Origin of the sequence: Methylomonas paludis (genome assembly GCF_018734325.1) — a bacterium.
Lineage (GTDB): Bacteria > Pseudomonadota > Gammaproteobacteria > Methylococcales > Methylomonadaceae > Methylomonas > Methylomonas paludis.
In genome coordinates this window covers 1,557,511-1,572,776 of record NZ_CP073754.1, presented here as the reverse complement: position 1 = coordinate 1,572,776, position 15,266 = coordinate 1,557,511, and the positions used below count along the sequence as shown (strand labels likewise).

Sequence of the window (15,266 nt, the reverse complement as noted above, 5' to 3'; positions counted from 1 at the left end):
CTTCGAACAAGCCATCCTGATCGGCGCTAGAAACCCGTTATTCTGGCCAGAACTCAGAATTCATGATCTGATCAAAGCTCCACGGGCAAGATTCAGGAAAACAATCTAATCCAGTTTCCTTTACCGCAATACTAATGGCATCAGACCATAGCAAATCCCACCAATCAAGCTGATCAAGATCGGACTTAAGGCTTGGAGTTTCCTTGAAACACCCAGCAATTCCCCGCCGTTGTTCCTTAATTGTCCGTCGCCAACTATTACTTTGGTAACCAACCTGATATTGCCATTTCAGCAGATGAGCCAATAACACAGCCATTCGACTTTTTAGTTCGCGTCGCTCACTTTTTCCCACGTCTTCAATCTCATCCGCAATATGTTCAAGGTCGAGCAAGTCAAAGCGGCCAGAACGAATAAATGCCGCTTGTTCATTGGCCCATGCTATTACGTCGGTTTCGTAGTTATGCATCAATAATGCCCTCGTGTGTCTCAATAGGATGAAGACCCTTTTAGAATAGTACTTGGACGCCAATAAAACAACTAAAACAACCCTATTGAGACAGAAAATGTGTCTCAGCAGAACGACTGATATGGGTATCTTAAATGGTATACTGGCGGCACCCGGCCAGTTTGAGACGGACAGATTCTCTGACCAATGGTAAATCAAAGCTTGATAGCTAACGTTCAATACAATACTATCTGTCCCAGAAATGAAGAACTTTGGCACAACTTTTCACTGCTGATAAATCAACGGCTTGTGTGTGCCATAAATCAGTGCCAAAATAAGGCATGAAAATTGGCTATGCTCGTGTCTCAACCGAAGACCAGAATCCAGATTTACAGCTTACCGCGCTAAAAGCGGCGGGATGTGATCGCATCTTTACGGACAAGGCCACGGGTGCGAATGTCAAACGGCCTGAATTGACCAAATGCCTCAAGGCTCTAAGTAAGGATGATACGCTTGTCGTTTGGAAGCTTGACCGCTTAGGACGGTCGCTACATGATTTGATAAGCCTCATGGATGAACTAAAATCACGAGGGGTAGCCTTCCAGTCCGTAACCGAAGCCATAGACACCAAAACCCCGACTGGTCGGGCTATGTGGCAAATGGTCGGGATACTGGCAGAACTTGAACGCTCTCTTATTCAGGAACGGACAAAAGCGGGAAGGGCGGCGGCGGTTGTTCGTGGCGTGAAGATGGGGCGAAAATCAAAGCTAACCCCACAACAGGTTGAACACGCCAAAAAGCTGATCGAACAAGGTGAACATCACGACATGGTAGCTCGATCTCTAAACGTATCGAGGCGAACACTTTACAGGGCATTGCAGAAGAAAATATAACACCTGTTTAGTTTCTAATTTAAGTAACTTATCTCTCTGTACACGACAAAACGCGCCACTTAAATTCTGAGGGTTATTTTCCCAGACCGACTTCGGTCATAATCGATCATAGTCGGCGGACATAAAAACAAAATCCAGAATCGAAGCATCTCATCAGCCGATTTAACCGTTTTCAACAAAAAGTTATTCAGCTCGTCTAGCCCATAACGAAACAAGCTACATTCCGGGCGACCGTGTTGTTTGATGGTTAACGGCTTAACGGCTCGATGTTTCCATTCCCCGACTTTATGGGCCCAGCAAAAAGCAATGGCTTGGAGCGCCATGACTTTCTTAATCCGATAATACCGGGTCAGCCGGGTATCTTCTAAATGGAAGCCGCGCCCTTTCAAGCATTGGAACAGGTTTTCAATTTGCCAGCGCTGGCCGTAAACTTGAATCGCCTGAGCCAAGCGCCGGTTACTGGCCAACACTAATAGCTCGTTGGTCTCTAATTTTAAGGCGTTCAACCAAACCCACTGATCGCCAATGCGCTGTCTTTTCCTCAGTACGCGCTGCTCGCCCACCTTTAAATCCCGGAATAGGGCTTGAACGGGCTTTCCGGCGTGGCGGCGATTGGTCAGTAACTGATTGTCTTTCATCCGAATCAAATACGGAATGGTATGGTCTGTTAACCATTGCCACCACTGATCGCCAATAAACTCCCGGTCAGCCAATACGCCTTGAATGCCATGCCGACCAAACTGCCGGATGAAGCGTTGCAATAAGGCGATTCGTTCACGCTGATTGGAGTTACCCTGCTTATTCAACACCAACCAGTACACCGGCACCGCCATGCCTTTATAAGCAATCGCCAGGGTGAGGATATTCAGATTGGCCTTTCCCCATTTCCAGTTAGTGCGATCCAGAGTCAAATAATACGACTGGCCCTTAAAATCAAACAACTGCATGATCAGATGCGCCACGGCGTCATAATCAAAAACAACGGTTTGAAAAAAACGCTGAAGCCGCCTGTACCGGGACTTTAAGGTCGCCTGTCCACCAAAATTCACCGCTAATTGCGTTAAATTCATGTGCCTGGATTGGATTAACGCCAGTAACAGACCGATAAAACAATCTAAACGGCGCTTGCTCCAAGACACATGGTCTTTTAAAATCGCTCTAAGCCCATCGTTTAAGTCCATGTTCACCCCCTTTTTTAGTCATTAGAGAGTGAAACAGATTTGCGATGGGCTTTCAAGTCATAAGCTTAGATCATCTTCTTTAGCCGGTTTTTAGGTTTTGTCCTCTGTACACGACAAAACGCGCCACTTAAATTCTGAGGGTTATTTTCCCAGACCGACTTCGGTCATAATCGATCATAGTCGGCGGACATAAAAACAAAATCCAGAATCGAAGCATCTCATCAGCCGATTTAACCGTTTTCAACAAAAAGTTATTCAGCTCGTCTAGCCCATAACGAAACAAGCTACATTCCGGGCGACCGTGTTGTTTGATGGTTAACGGCTTAACGGCTCGATGTTTCCATTCCCCGACTTTATGGGCCCAGCAAAAAGCAATGGCTTGGAGCGCCATGACTTTCTTAATCCGATAATACCGGGTCAGCCGGGTCTCTTCTAAATGGAAGCCGCGCCCTTTCAAGCATTGGAACAGGTTTTCAATTTGCCAGCGCTGGCCGTAAACTTGAATCGCCTGAGCCAAGCGCTGGTTACTGGCCAACACTAATAGCTCGTTGGTCTCTAATTTTAAGGCGTTCAACCAAACCCACTGATCGCCAATGCGCTGTCTTTTCCTCAGTACGCGCTGCTCGCCCGCCTTTAAATCCCGGAATAGGGCTTGAACGGGCTTTCCGGCGTGGCGGCGATTGGTCAGTAACTGATTGTCTTTCATCCGAATCAAATACGGAATGGTATGGTCTGTTAACCATTGCCACCACTGATCGCCAATAAACTCCCGGTCAGCCAATACGCCTTGAATGCCATGCCGACCAAACTGCCGGATGAAGCGTTGCAATAAGGCGATTCGTTCACGCTGATTGGAGTTACCCTGCTTATTCAACACCAACCAGTACACCGGCACCGCCATGCCTTTATAAGCAATCGCCAGGGTGAGGATATTCAGATTGGCCTTTCCCCATTTCCAGTTAGTGCGATCCAGAGTCAAATAATACGACTGGCCCTTAAAATCAAACAACTGCATGATCAGATGCGCCACGGCGTCATAATCAAAAACAACGGTTTGAAAAAAACGCTGAAGCCGCCTGTACCGGGACTTTAAGGTCGCCTGTCCACCAAAATTCACCGCTAATTGCGTTAAATTCATGTGCCTGGATTGGATTAACGCCAGTAACAGACCGATAAAACAATCTAAACGGCGCTTGCTCCAAGACACATGGTCTTTTAAAATCGCTCTAAGCCCATCGTTTAAGTCCATGTTCACCCCCTTTTTTAGTCATTAGAGAGTGAAACAGATTTGCGATGGGCTTTCAAGTCATAAGCTTAGATCATCTTCTTTAGCCGGTTTTTAGGTTTTGTCGTGTACAGAGGGTTTTGTCGTGTACAGAGAACTTATCTTTAAAATTTTTTTAAAAAACTATGGAGGCGAACTAACTGATTAATACAACAAACAACAAACAACATCATTCATATATTCTTATTATCAGTAAATAATATTTTATAGAGTATAATTTACTGATAATAAGAGTTTACTATTAAAATTAAACAAGAAAATAACTCATGAAAAATAACTTTATATTAATTCTTTTTATAGTTTTTTTTAGTGGCTGTACGGCCATACCTATTAGTGACATTACTCCTGTATTAAATGATGCTGGAAAATGTAACTCAAAAAAAAGTCTTACGGCTACAAATGTAGATAACTTTGTCTATTTGCTACCAGCATCAGTTCAAGAAAAAACTGTAAATAATTTAAATGCCGTTAAAGGAAAAACTGTAAATAATTTCACTGATTATTCTTCAAGAATTTCTTCTGCTAAAGAAAAATTGCCAGACAAACTAAAAGACAATTCTGTTGTTAATGCAATATTTTCTTTAATGATAAAAACATCCGCAAAATCTCAACTTGAAGTTGCGTATAAATCAGGTTTATTCGATAAAAAAGACGATAAAGGAAATCTCATTCCTTTAATTGATTCTGATAATAAAACTGTTATCTCATATGATGCAGAAAAAGCTAAAATTGACTCATACTATGTTCCGACTTATTTATCGCATTCCGAATTAAAAGACTTTGCGAATTTATTTACCAGTGAATACAAATTAAGCACATCCTCAAATAAAACCACTAATAAAGGCGATGAATTTATTAAGTATTTTGTTGCTTATTATGAAGGTAAATTTGTTGATAGATTAGGGCGAAAAATTCAGAAACCGCAACTATTTAGCGGACAAACCTTGCCTATCTCTATTAATGCAAATGATACAGATATTGCCAATGCCATCACGGTTTTTCTTGAATATGTGATCGATTTAACTGATCCAACTCCTGTTATTGGTAATACGATAATTCCTGATGAAACAACAGAGTATTATGGCCTGACAAAGGATAAACCAACTGTACTTATTAATCCTAACGCACCATATAGAAAAATAGAAGACAAAGGTACATGTGGTATCAATCAAGAAACAGTACACCTTTTGCAAGATGTAGCTAACTTTGCCAGTGATGAAGCGGCTACGGTTAGTGGGTTAGTAACTCAAAGCAGTGGTGGTATAGGTGTTTCTCTTGGATTTTTTGGGAAAATTTCTATCGGAGATAATCAAACATTAGGGACAATCGTAAAATCTGCCGCATCTAGATTAGCTTTAAGAGCTTCATACGCGTCAGAATATTGGATATTGGATAGCATTGTACATAAAGATAATTTTACGGCTATGGACTATATTACCAACTAGTTAGTCAACAAAAATTTAGTCTATTTTTCTATCGGCTATTACCATCTTTACTGAAATAGGTGGTAATAGCTACTTTAAAATTGAGAAATAACTTGATAGCTCTTGCTCTGTAGTTACTTTCATAGGTTCACCCCTTACTGGCTTTTGATTGCCTTCAAAATTATAGGTCGCTCGGTTTAATCGGCTTGATTTGCTGCTGCCTGAACCGTCTGAATGTCTTGAGTTTCTGCATTTCTTCTTCAATGACCCTACTTTGCGCGGCACTGGCGGCGGCTTGCTGCTTTTTGCGTAGATGGGGTTTAAGGTGCAGTGGAACGAATAACCAGGTTAGTGGTTAAAGTAAGTGGATTAATGGCCAAATTGAGTGTACTCAATTTGGCTAACTATAAATCAGCTAGCCAATAATGCAAAACGCAATGTAATTTGGCTACTTCCTTTTTGACTATCTAAATTGGCTATATGTCAGGGTATGGCATTATCTGCTTTTATCAATCTCAATTGGGCCGTTTTAATAGATAAACTTATAAAGCGCATCATAATAGACGCTAACTCGGTTATTCGTTCCACTGCACCTCAAACCCCTGGTATAAGGGGGTTGTTGAACAGTAGTGCAATAAAGCAGTCATTGACGCCGGCAAAATTCACGGTGTTCTGATCGTCAAAAATCGACCCTAAGCGGCCTGATCGGACAGTATTTAGGCTGGCAGCTTAGTTTCTCATTGCAGACCGACACAAGATAGGCTGATCGCTGTCAAAGAGAATTCCAGAGTTTATTGCTTAGATGCGTGTTGTTTGGAATGATATAGTTTCCTGTATGTTTTTTAGTGTCGTATTTTTCAATACCAACTGGGGTGTTGAATTATAACTTGTCTATAAAATCAATTATTTATGAATAAACAACTGGAGTTATACGACAAATGCACTGGATTATTGGACATCTGATGTCGTATACATCACGTTGATCAACATACCCGACAGTTATGGGCCATTTCTGGATTTTGACTAAGCGCTGAAAAAATGGTACTAAAGCCGCTTTGCAGCTGTCGCATAACGGAGTTAATGACGAACAGCTGCAAAGCGGTTTTATCTGGAAAACGAATTTCAACGCTTTAATTCAAGGCCAAATGCACCCAATTTGAGGATGTCCCGTATGGCGTTCAACGCTTCATTGAAAGGTACAAGTCAGAGTAAATTAATCGCATTGCTCAAGACTCTTGAGCTGACTTGACCTTTAATTCAAACGTTAGGCCTCACAGGCACGCCAGCGAGTCACCCGACTCATTTTTCGCTAGACTGCTAATAGTAGGGGAGAGACGTCCATGACAGAGGCCCATGCCTTCTATTTGGTAAAGATTGCAGAAAGTAGGTGGGCAGACAAGCTTCTGGACGGTGAAATATTCATGCGCCCATTGTCAGACTTCGCGGACATCGAGAAACGCCCAACTGCAAGTGACAATAGCTTTCGCGGCGACATTAGGGAAGGAATCGTCCAGAGTTTTGCCGATGTCAGGCCAGGAACTCCGTTCTTTCACGATGTCTTCGGCAGTGATGCGGATGCGATAGCCGGAGCGGGGTTCATTTCGCTTCAGGAGACCTTGGTCTACTCGATGTACTGCTTAGAGTATTCGGCCTCAAGGGGACGCTTCGTATCACCAAGCATCGAACTACAACAATTCGGTGACACCGCGATCATCGTAACTGACCCAAGACAGTTCATACATCGTGTATTTGAAGGCTTGTACCATAGAACCAAGAACGAATACTGGGCCGGCGCCAAGCGTGTCACCTACGATGTAGAGCTGTCGCTGACTGCGACCTATGACGGATTCTCCAAGCTGCCGCGTTATGCTTGGCAGAAGGAGTTTCGGTTCGCAGTTGATCTGAATGAGGGGAAGATTGATCCGGAGTCATGGGAGAGCATGACTGACTTCGCGCGGCTAATGTTCATTAACCAAGGTGGTAAGGTGGCGACAGATGCAAACAGGAAGCCACTAAATCTGAACATCGGCTCAATCCGAGACATTTGCGCTAGTGTCTCTACCGCCGAACTGTTGGAGCTCAGACTACCAGCGTCTTTGGCGTCGTCGCCTCCAATGGTCATTCCAGCGCTTATGCCTCCGCGGCGACCTTCCGTCCGCCCGCTGAAGCCACTAGTTCAACTTAAGGCCTCCAGTTCATCGAACTCCGGTGAGGCCTAATCGGGTAATAGCGAGTTTCTCTCTCGCCCTCCCCACACCACCTAGCATGCGGGTCCGCACTAGGCGGTTGAAACAGGGTAATGAAAACGAACCCACTGATCTTTGATCGACACCAAGCCCTCGGCTTTTAACCACTCGTTGTTCATCGCCATTTGCGTAATCGGTGTCCGCGACATGGCGTAAGGCCCTTTCGAGCTAACACCGGTTTTGATCGCTTCCTTTAAGCTGACGCCCAGACTGACCAGATGGCTAATCTTGGTTCGCGGCCACCGCCACTGTTTCCAGTAGCAGCAGCGCATGCGCCGCCGTAGCCATTCATCCAGTTCGGGCACTGGTCGGTAATATTCCGATAACGCAAAGTAGTTCATCCAACCCACGATATAGCGGCGCAATTCGCGGTAGCGGTAAGCTAGGCTGACGCCCCACGAGCGCCCAGTGAGTTGTTTGATGCGATGTTTGAAGCGGTGTAGCGCTTTGTTGCATATTCTGGCTCAAGTTGAACACCCATTCCGGCCCAATCTGAACACCTATTCTGATTTAATTTGAACACCGATTCTGGTTTCAAGCTGAACACTTTTCTGGATTTTCCAGAATCGGTGTTCAACATGCCAGAATAGCTGTTCAAGTTGCCAGAATCACACCTAACGCATTGTTTATCAAACCAGACTATTCTTTCCGCCCTTTTTGGAAAGGAAATGTCAGCAAAGAGAACAACAATGCGAAATTTAAGAGAAGTCCTTAGGCTGAGTTTCAGCGCCGGATTAAGCATCCGAAAAATCAGCGCCAGCACCAAAATCAGTGTCGGCAGCATCCAAAACATCTTAAAGCTGGCCGAAAAGCTGGCTATATCCTGGCCGCTGCCGGATGATTGGGATGATCAAACCTTAGCCCTTAAGTTTTATCCTCGTTCGGATGCCCGGCCTTCTTCCAAATACCAGGAACCGGTCTGGATAGACATTCACCTGGAGTTGAAGAAAAAAGGCTTAACGAAACAATTGCTCTGGGAAGAGTATGCCCAGCACTATCCGGGGTAGTGTGCACATAGCTGCAAAAAGCGCCACGTAATTTCGCAGCATATGCCTCCTCACGCTAAAATGACTCTCAAAAAGCACACCATCCTACATTTTCGGTGTGTTACAAGGAGAATTTGTGAAGTGGCACTGGAACGAAGACGAATTGGAGATGCATTGGTCATTATCGGTCGCGGAAGCGGCATTGCTTCCTGGCCGCACGGATAGCGGCAGACTTGGATTTGCAATTCTATTGAAATTTTTTCAATTTCAAGGTTTCTTTCCCGACAGTCAAAAAGGCATACCGCACGAGATTGCTGTCTACCTTGCGCATGCAACCAATTCGGCGGTTGCAGATCTGGATATTTACGAATGGGATGGGCGCACCGGCCAGCGGCATCGCAAGAAAATCCTGGGCTTTCTGGGACTACGTCGCTCATCAAGTGAGGATTTGCAGAAACTGCGCACATGGTTGACCGCTGAAGTCTTGGTGCTGGATGTTCCATTTGATCGATTGAAGGAATTGGCTGTTGAGTGGTTCGCCCGACAATCGTTGGCACCGCTTGATCCCACGCCATTAGAACGGTTACTTCGATCAGCCATTCATGCTTTCGAGGCTGAGCTATTCCAATCCATCGCTAACCTGCTAAGTTCCGAAACCAAGACATCGATAGACAAACTATTGACGGTCGAAGAGCCAAACGTCAAGGATGAAAATGGTGCCGTCGAGAAGACTTCCATCGTCAAAGACGACGATCTTGGTTTGTCGCACCTCAAAGGCGACGCTGGCCGAATCGGCCTGGATAGCGTGTTGCAGGAGCTCGCCAAACTGTCCAGAATTCGTAAGCTTGCGTTACCGAGTAAATCATTGGCTGCGCTTCCCATCAAATGGTTACAAAAATACTGTCGCCGAGTCAGCACCGAGTCAAGTTGGGAATTGCGACGGCATCCGCCGGAAATACGCTATGCCTTGGCAGCGGCGTACTGCTGGCAACGAGAGCACGAGATCATCGACGCATTGATCGATTTGCTAATTCTGGTCATTCACAAGATCGGTGTTCGCGCCGAAAATAAGGTCGAGCAAGAATTGCTTAACGATTTACGCCGTGTGCGTGGCAAAACCAATGTCTTGTTCAAATTGGCGGAAGCGGCCATCGATGAACCAGATGGCATCGTCAAGGATGTATTGTATCCGGTGGTCGGATTGGAAACACTGAAAGACTTAGTCAAAGAATTTAAGGCCAGCGGCCCTGCCTATACCAAGGTGGTACATAAGGTCATTCGTTCCTCATATAGCAATTACTACCGCCGGATGTTGCCGCAGATACTTGATGCGCTGGAATTCCGTTCCAACAACACCGCGCACCGACCGGTGATTGAAGCCTTGGCTCTGCTCAAAACCTACCGCGACAGCACGCAACAATATTTTTCCGCTGACGATGTGGTGCCGATTGCGGGTATCGTCAAAGGCAAATGGCGCGACATTGTTGTGGAGAAAGACAAGAATGACAAAGAACGTATTAATCGCATCAACTATGAAATTTGTGTATTGCAAACATTGCGCGAGCGGCTGCGCAGCAAAGAAATCTGGGTCGTTGGCGCCGACCGCTTCCGTAACCCGGATGAGGATTTGCCTGCCGACTTTGAAACCAACCGCGCTGCCTACTATGAAGCGCTAAAGCAACCACAGGACATCAAGGCATTCATCGAAGGGTTGAAGAAAACGATGACGGACGCCCTAGGCATGTTGAACAAGGGAATGCCAAAAAATCCACGAGTCAAAATTCTTGATCGAGGCAAGAACCGTATTTGCATTACTCCGCTGGATGCGCAACCTGACCCGGAAAACCTCAAGCACCTGAAAGCCGAAATATTTGAGCGCTGGTCATCCACTAGCTTGTTGGACATCCTCAAGGAAGCCGATCTGCGGGTAGGTTTCACCGATTTGTTCCAGAGCAGCCGGCAGCGTGAAACGCTGGATCGTGATATCTTGCAACGGCGTTTGCTACTGAGCCTCTATGCGCTAGGCACGAACGCCGGACTCAAACGAATCGCCGCAGCGGGACATGAGACGACTTATCAGGAATTGCGTTACGTACGCCACCGTTTCATCGAAAAAAGTACATTGCGGGCAGCGATTTCCCAGGTCGCCAATGCGACTTTCGCTGTGCGTCTTCCGGAAATATGGGGCGAAGGCACGACCACCTGCGCGTCGGACTCAAAGAAATTCGGCTCCTGGGATCAGAATTTGATGACCGAGTGGCATATTCGCTACGGTGGTCGTGGCGTGATGATCTACTGGCATGTCGAGAGCAAATCGGTCTGTATCTACTCGCAACTGAAACGATGCTCCTCCTCCGAAGTGTCGGCTATGATTGAAGGTGTATTGCGACACGACACCGATATGGATGTTCAGAAAAGCTACACGGACAGCCACGGGCAGAGCGAAGTCGGCTTCGCTTTTTGTCATCTGCTCGGCTTCGATTTGTTGCCACGTCTGAAAGCCGTCGCTTCACAAAAGTTGTACTTGCCTGAAACAGACAGTGCCGGCAATTACTCCAATCTCACTGATATTTTGACGCGTCCAATCAAATGGGATTTGATCCGCCAACAGTATGATGAAATGATCAAATACGCAACCGCGTTGCGCCTGGGCACTGCAGAAGCCGAAGCCATTCTTCGCCGCTTTACGCGTGGCAACCTGCAACATCCGACTTACCAAGCATTAGCGGAACTTGGCAAGGTGTTGAAAACCATTTTCTTGTGCCGGTATATTGATTCGGAAGGGCTGCGCCGCGAGATTCACGAGGGGTTGAACGTCGTAGAAAACTGGAACAGCGCCAATGGATTTATCTTCTACGGCAAGAGCGGAGAGGTCGCCAGCAACCGGCTGGAAGATCAGGAATTATCGGTATTGTCGCTGCATTTGTTGCAATTATGCTTGGTGTACGTCAATACATTGATGATTCAACGCGTGCTATCGGAAAAGCCCTGGTGTAACAGGATGAAAACTGCGGACTTGAGAGCATTGTCGCCGTTGATTTATAGTCATGTAAATCCGTATGGGCGATTTGATTTGGACATGAGTAAACGGCTCCCAATCGAAGCTGATCTTGCGCTGGCGGCATAGATATAATCACTGAGCAAGGTTTTGTTGACCAAATACCTCGTTGCGCAAAGGAACGTTTGCGCAACACAGGGAACATCACCATCGTGCGGGGCTTCCCATGTTGCACAAACCTGTTGCATAATGAAATATTAATGCAATAGGTTTGTGCAACGATTATGCTCATCGGATACGCTCGCGTTTCAACAGAAGAACAAGAAACGGTTGCCCAGGAATCGGCCCTCCAACAGGCAGGGTGCAAAAAGATATTTCCAGAAACGGCGTCCGGTGGACGATGGGATCGTCCGCAACTTGCTCGTGCGTTGGATCAACTACGTGCCGGCGATGTGCTTGTGGTCTGGAAACTTGATCGGCTGTCACGCTCACTGAAGGATTTGCTGACGATCATGGAGCGGATCGACCAACTCGGCGCCGGCTTTCGCAGCCTGACCGAAGCAATCGACACAACGACGCCGGCCGGACGTATGATGATGCAGATGATAGGATCGTTTGGAGAGTTTGAACGGTCGATGATCCGGGAGCGCACCAAAGCAGGATTGGAGTCGGCACGCAAGCAAGGCCGTATTGGAGGACGCAGACCCAAACTCGACGTGCATCAACAGCAAGAAATTGTCGCGATGGTGACTTCCGGCAAGAAAACGGCTGCTGAAACAGCGCGTTTGTTCAAAATCCATCCGGCAACTGTTTCCCGTTTGCTGGCCCTGCAATCTCAAAATGAAAAAGGGTAAATCGTTACCCCGAAAATTACGTGGCGGCTTTTGCAGCTATGTGCACACTACCCCAATACCAGCAGATGTTGTCGCAGGCGTTTGGGTATCGTGCCAGCAGGGATTTCACTAACAGGACGTTGTGCCAAAGTTTGTTGACGGGAAAAAACAGTTTTCATCCAGCTCAGCGCCATTAGCCAGGGATTCTGGGGATCGGTACTGGAAAATTCGGTGGACATTGCCAGAGGACGCAAATTTTTCTTGCAGCGCGCGGTGATAGTGTCTACCGCCTCCCAGCGAAAAGCCATTTGACTGGGTGATTTTTCGCATAAGCGTTGCCCGGCAGTGATTAAAGAGTCCTTCGGCATGATGTTGAATGCCTGATCGCGTACTGTACCGAATAATGTAGCATCGTCTATCGCCTCATCAACATACAATAAAATCAGACGACCTACCTGTGGAGACTCTTGTTTTTTGCTGGATAAGGATTGATTAAACAGCTGCTTGGACTCGTTCTTGGTTTCTTCTTCCAGTTTTTTAAGCTGGTAACAAAAACTGCTGACCAGGTTATCGCTCAGTTGCCGGTAACGTTGCCAAGCGTAGCACAACAAGTACAAATAGGTTTGCCCAGGCTTCAATCGTCTTAAGTCATAGATACTGTAAAAATTGGCGAGACTGGCGTAGTAATTTTTATTTTGCTGCGAAATTTCGAGTTTTGGCAGGAGTGTTTTCGCTATCTGGTACAAAGGCTCCAGCGTTGCCCGTTTCTGGCGCTCGACCACCATCATTTGGTAGCTGAAGTTCTTGGTGTCTTGCTTGATGGCCGCCAATCCAGATAAGGTGTCTTCGCGAACGAGTAGCTTTTTAAGCTCTGTCCGTGCGGACTCATCTACGATTTCGTCGATCAATTGCTCCAAACGGTTGCGTTCGGCAGTCAAGGCATCGCCAATGATCGTTTGTAGGGTTGTATACCCTGGGCGCACAATTTTCTGATTGTTTAAAAAGACAATCAATTCGGTCAGGATAAATGTCGGGGTTGCATCTTGCCTTGCCAGTTCAGTGGCTTTATCCAATAGCGATGTCACATCGCTTTCTAACCAAAGCCGATAGCCGAATAATTCCGCGATCACGTTGCGCTGCAAATAATATTCAGTCATTTGCAAGGGTTGCAATGCCACAGTCATTCCCGGGAAATACCGCTGCATTACGAAGGTGATGTCTTCTTCCGGCACATCTTGTAGCGAAAACCGGAAAAAGGCTTGCTTCGCCTTAAAGTAACCAATCTGTAATAGACAATAGAGCTGTGAGCGAAGACCATTCCGTTGAAATACAATGCCATGTTCTTTCTCCGTCATCTCGAAAAACTCAGCACGTTGAAAATCATCGAAATCGGGCAAATCGTATAGCGCCTGTTTTTCTGCTTCAGACAGAACGGTTAACCGTTTATTCTTATTGGCACGCATGAATGGGCGGAAAATCCTTTTATAAGTTTTTCTTGAAAACGAGGGTTTTTGATAAGCCTTGAATGATCACAGTGGCGATCAATAGAATCAAGGCGTTACTATTCTCATAAATAGTTCTTGAAACTATATTCTCAATCCACTACTATGACAACGAGTTTTGATAAGGAGTCGAGCATGGGACAACTAAATCGGATTACCCAAGCCCCCGAAATGATGGGTGGAAAAGCCTGTATCCGTGGAATGCGCGTCACAGTCGGTATGATTGTGGGACAAGTCGGTGCTGGACACAGCATTGAAGAAATTCTCACCGATTATCCCTATCTTGAGCGCGAAGATATTATGCAGGCACTTCGTTATGCGGCCTGGCTAGCTGAAGAACGCGAGGTCGCACTAGCCTCCGCATGAAGCTGATCGTTGATATGAATCTGTCTCCGCGCTGGGCCGGATGGTTGGTCAATGCAGGTATTGAGGCAGCACACTGGTCAGAATTAGGGGCGAACAACGCACCTGATTCTGAAATCATGACCTATGCCAGTTTAAACGATTATGTAGTCCTCACCCATGATTTGGACTTCAGTGCAATCCTTGCCGCCACACATGGCAAGAAACCCAGCGTCGTGCAAATTCGTGCGGATGATGTTAGTCCGGACGTGATCGGGTTGCAGGTTATCGCCGCTTTGGGGCAAATGGTATCTGAATTGGAGGCTGGTGCCTTGCTGACCATCGATCCGAACCGCACCCGAATGCGACTACTACCATTGACTTGGTCTCTGGATTAGATAAATGCTTATTGGCTATGCACGTGTCTCGACGCAAGACCAAAACCTTGAACTTCAAATCGATGCCTTGACTAAGGCTGGTTGCAAGAAAATTTTTGATGACAAAATCAGCGGCAGTCGTGCTGAGCGCCCAGGCCTGACCAATGCACTGGAAATGTTACGTGAAGACGATACGCTCGTTGTTTGGAAACTGGATAGGCTAGGTCGAAGTGTTAAGAATCTGGTTAATCTGGTTGGCGAACTGCACAAGCAAGGTGTTCAATTCAAAAGCCTCACCGATGCCATTGATACAGGCACCCCATCCGGTCGATTCTTTTTCCACGTCATGGCGAGTTTGGCGGAAATGGAGAGAGAACTGACCGTTGAACGAACCCGAGCTGGACTAGAAGTCGCACGACAACTTGGCCGAAAAGGAGGCCGTAAGCGGCAGATGACCGACAGTAAGATTGAGTCAGCCAAGAAGTTGCTGGCTAACGGAGTGCCGCCACGGGATGTGGCAAAGAATCTTGGTGTTTCGGTGCCGACTCTATATCGATGGATTCCTGCATCTGCGAACCCATAAGTTGTGACAGTCGGCTCTTAATTGGGCGAAATGTCGCTATCGACCCCAAGCTGACGTATATGTTATTTTAATGGATGACGGCAATAGACCCTTTACCAGTCGCTAATCAATGGAGTATCTTGATGAAATACAAATTTAGTGAATTCCTTGTAATGTTTCAATTGGATTTTG

Annotated in this window: 14 protein-coding genes; 9 read left to right on the top strand and 5 right to left on the bottom strand. The window is 46.3% G+C overall.

Features of this window, described 5'->3' with window-relative positions:
- Positions 1 to 37: 37 nt before the first annotated feature.
- Positions 38 to 466, bottom strand: a complete 429-nt coding sequence (locus KEF85_RS07235) for a DUF29 domain-containing protein (RefSeq protein WP_215584524.1) — start codon at positions 464 to 466, stop codon at positions 38 to 40.
- A gap of 320 nt (positions 467 to 786) precedes the next feature.
- On the opposite strand from KEF85_RS07235, the gene KEF85_RS07230 reads away from it, so the two are divergent.
- Entirely contained in the window at positions 787 to 1,338 is a 552-nt protein-coding gene (locus tag KEF85_RS07230) for a recombinase family protein (protein ID WP_215584522.1), read from the top strand.
- A 59-nt stretch (positions 1,339 to 1,397) separates the two neighbouring features.
- Here the strand turns inward: KEF85_RS07230 and KEF85_RS07225 are convergent, their stop codons facing one another.
- Both KEF85_RS07225 and KEF85_RS07220 read right to left on the bottom strand, forming a co-directional pair.
- Complete coding sequence (locus tag KEF85_RS07225) at positions 1,398 to 2,519, bottom strand: IS4 family transposase (protein WP_215579373.1); 1,122 nt, start codon at positions 2,517 to 2,519, stop codon at positions 1,398 to 1,400.
- Between the two features lie 127 nt (positions 2,520 to 2,646).
- The gene (locus KEF85_RS07220) at positions 2,647 to 3,768 is read right to left on the bottom strand and encodes an IS4 family transposase (RefSeq protein WP_215579912.1); all 1,122 of its coding nucleotides are present in this window, start codon (positions 3,766 to 3,768) and stop codon (positions 2,647 to 2,649) included.
- Between the two features lie 302 nt (positions 3,769 to 4,070).
- Between KEF85_RS07220 and KEF85_RS07215 the strand changes: the two genes are divergently transcribed.
- A complete protein-coding gene (locus tag KEF85_RS07215) occupies positions 4,071 to 5,249 on the top strand; it encodes a hypothetical protein (protein ID WP_215584520.1) in 1,179 nt (392 codons plus the stop codon).
- A gap of 1,319 nt (positions 5,250 to 6,568) precedes the next feature.
- Entirely contained in the window at positions 6,569 to 7,447 is an 879-nt protein-coding gene (locus KEF85_RS07210) for a hypothetical protein (RefSeq protein WP_215584518.1), read from the top strand.
- A 59-nt stretch (positions 7,448 to 7,506) separates the two neighbouring features.
- On the opposite strand, the gene KEF85_RS07205 is transcribed toward KEF85_RS07210, so the two are convergent.
- On the bottom strand, positions 7,507 to 7,932 hold the full coding sequence (locus tag KEF85_RS07205) for a group II intron maturase-specific domain-containing protein (protein WP_215585068.1): 426 nt from the start codon (positions 7,930 to 7,932) through the stop codon (positions 7,507 to 7,509).
- Positions 7,933 to 8,163: 231 nt separating this feature from the next.
- Here KEF85_RS07205 and KEF85_RS07200 point away from each other — a divergent pair, with 231 nt between their 5' ends.
- The 3 genes from KEF85_RS07200 (at position 8,164) to KEF85_RS07190 (ending at position 12,312) form a co-directional block, all read left to right on the top strand.
- Positions 8,164 to 8,481, top strand: coding sequence for a hypothetical protein (locus KEF85_RS07200; RefSeq protein ID WP_215584516.1), 318 nt, complete (start codon positions 8,164 to 8,166; stop codon positions 8,479 to 8,481).
- 115 nt (positions 8,482 to 8,596) lie between these two features.
- Positions 8,597 to 11,587, top strand: coding sequence for a Tn3 family transposase (locus KEF85_RS07195; protein WP_281413696.1), 2,991 nt, complete (start codon positions 8,597 to 8,599; stop codon positions 11,585 to 11,587).
- Between the two features lie 155 nt (positions 11,588 to 11,742).
- Entirely contained in the window at positions 11,743 to 12,312 is a 570-nt protein-coding gene (locus KEF85_RS07190) for a recombinase family protein (protein ID WP_215584514.1), read from the top strand.
- A gap of 47 nt (positions 12,313 to 12,359) precedes the next feature.
- On the opposite strand, the gene KEF85_RS07185 is transcribed toward KEF85_RS07190, so the two are convergent.
- Positions 12,360 to 13,754 (bottom strand): DUF4158 domain-containing protein, encoded by a 1,395-nt coding sequence (locus KEF85_RS07185; RefSeq protein WP_215584512.1) that lies wholly within the window; start codon positions 13,752 to 13,754, stop codon positions 12,360 to 12,362.
- Between the two features lie 174 nt (positions 13,755 to 13,928).
- Between KEF85_RS07185 and KEF85_RS07180 the strand changes: the two genes are divergently transcribed.
- From KEF85_RS07180 to KEF85_RS07170, 3 genes are read left to right on the top strand one after another with little or no spacing between them, the layout of a single operon-like run.
- Positions 13,929 to 14,159: a DUF433 domain-containing protein gene (locus KEF85_RS07180; RefSeq protein ID WP_215584510.1), complete on the top strand. Its 231-nt coding sequence runs from the start codon at positions 13,929 to 13,931 to the stop codon at positions 14,157 to 14,159.
- Positions 14,156 to 14,533, top strand: a complete 378-nt coding sequence (locus KEF85_RS07175; protein ID WP_215584508.1) for a DUF5615 family PIN-like protein — start codon at positions 14,156 to 14,158, stop codon at positions 14,531 to 14,533. Before KEF85_RS07180 ends, KEF85_RS07175 begins: the two co-directional genes overlap by 4 nt.
- A 4-nt stretch (positions 14,534 to 14,537) precedes the next feature.
- Positions 14,538 to 15,095: a recombinase family protein gene (locus KEF85_RS07170; protein ID WP_215584506.1), complete on the top strand. Its 558-nt coding sequence runs from the start codon at positions 14,538 to 14,540 to the stop codon at positions 15,093 to 15,095.
- The last annotated feature ends 171 nt before the right edge of the window (positions 15,096 to 15,266 follow it).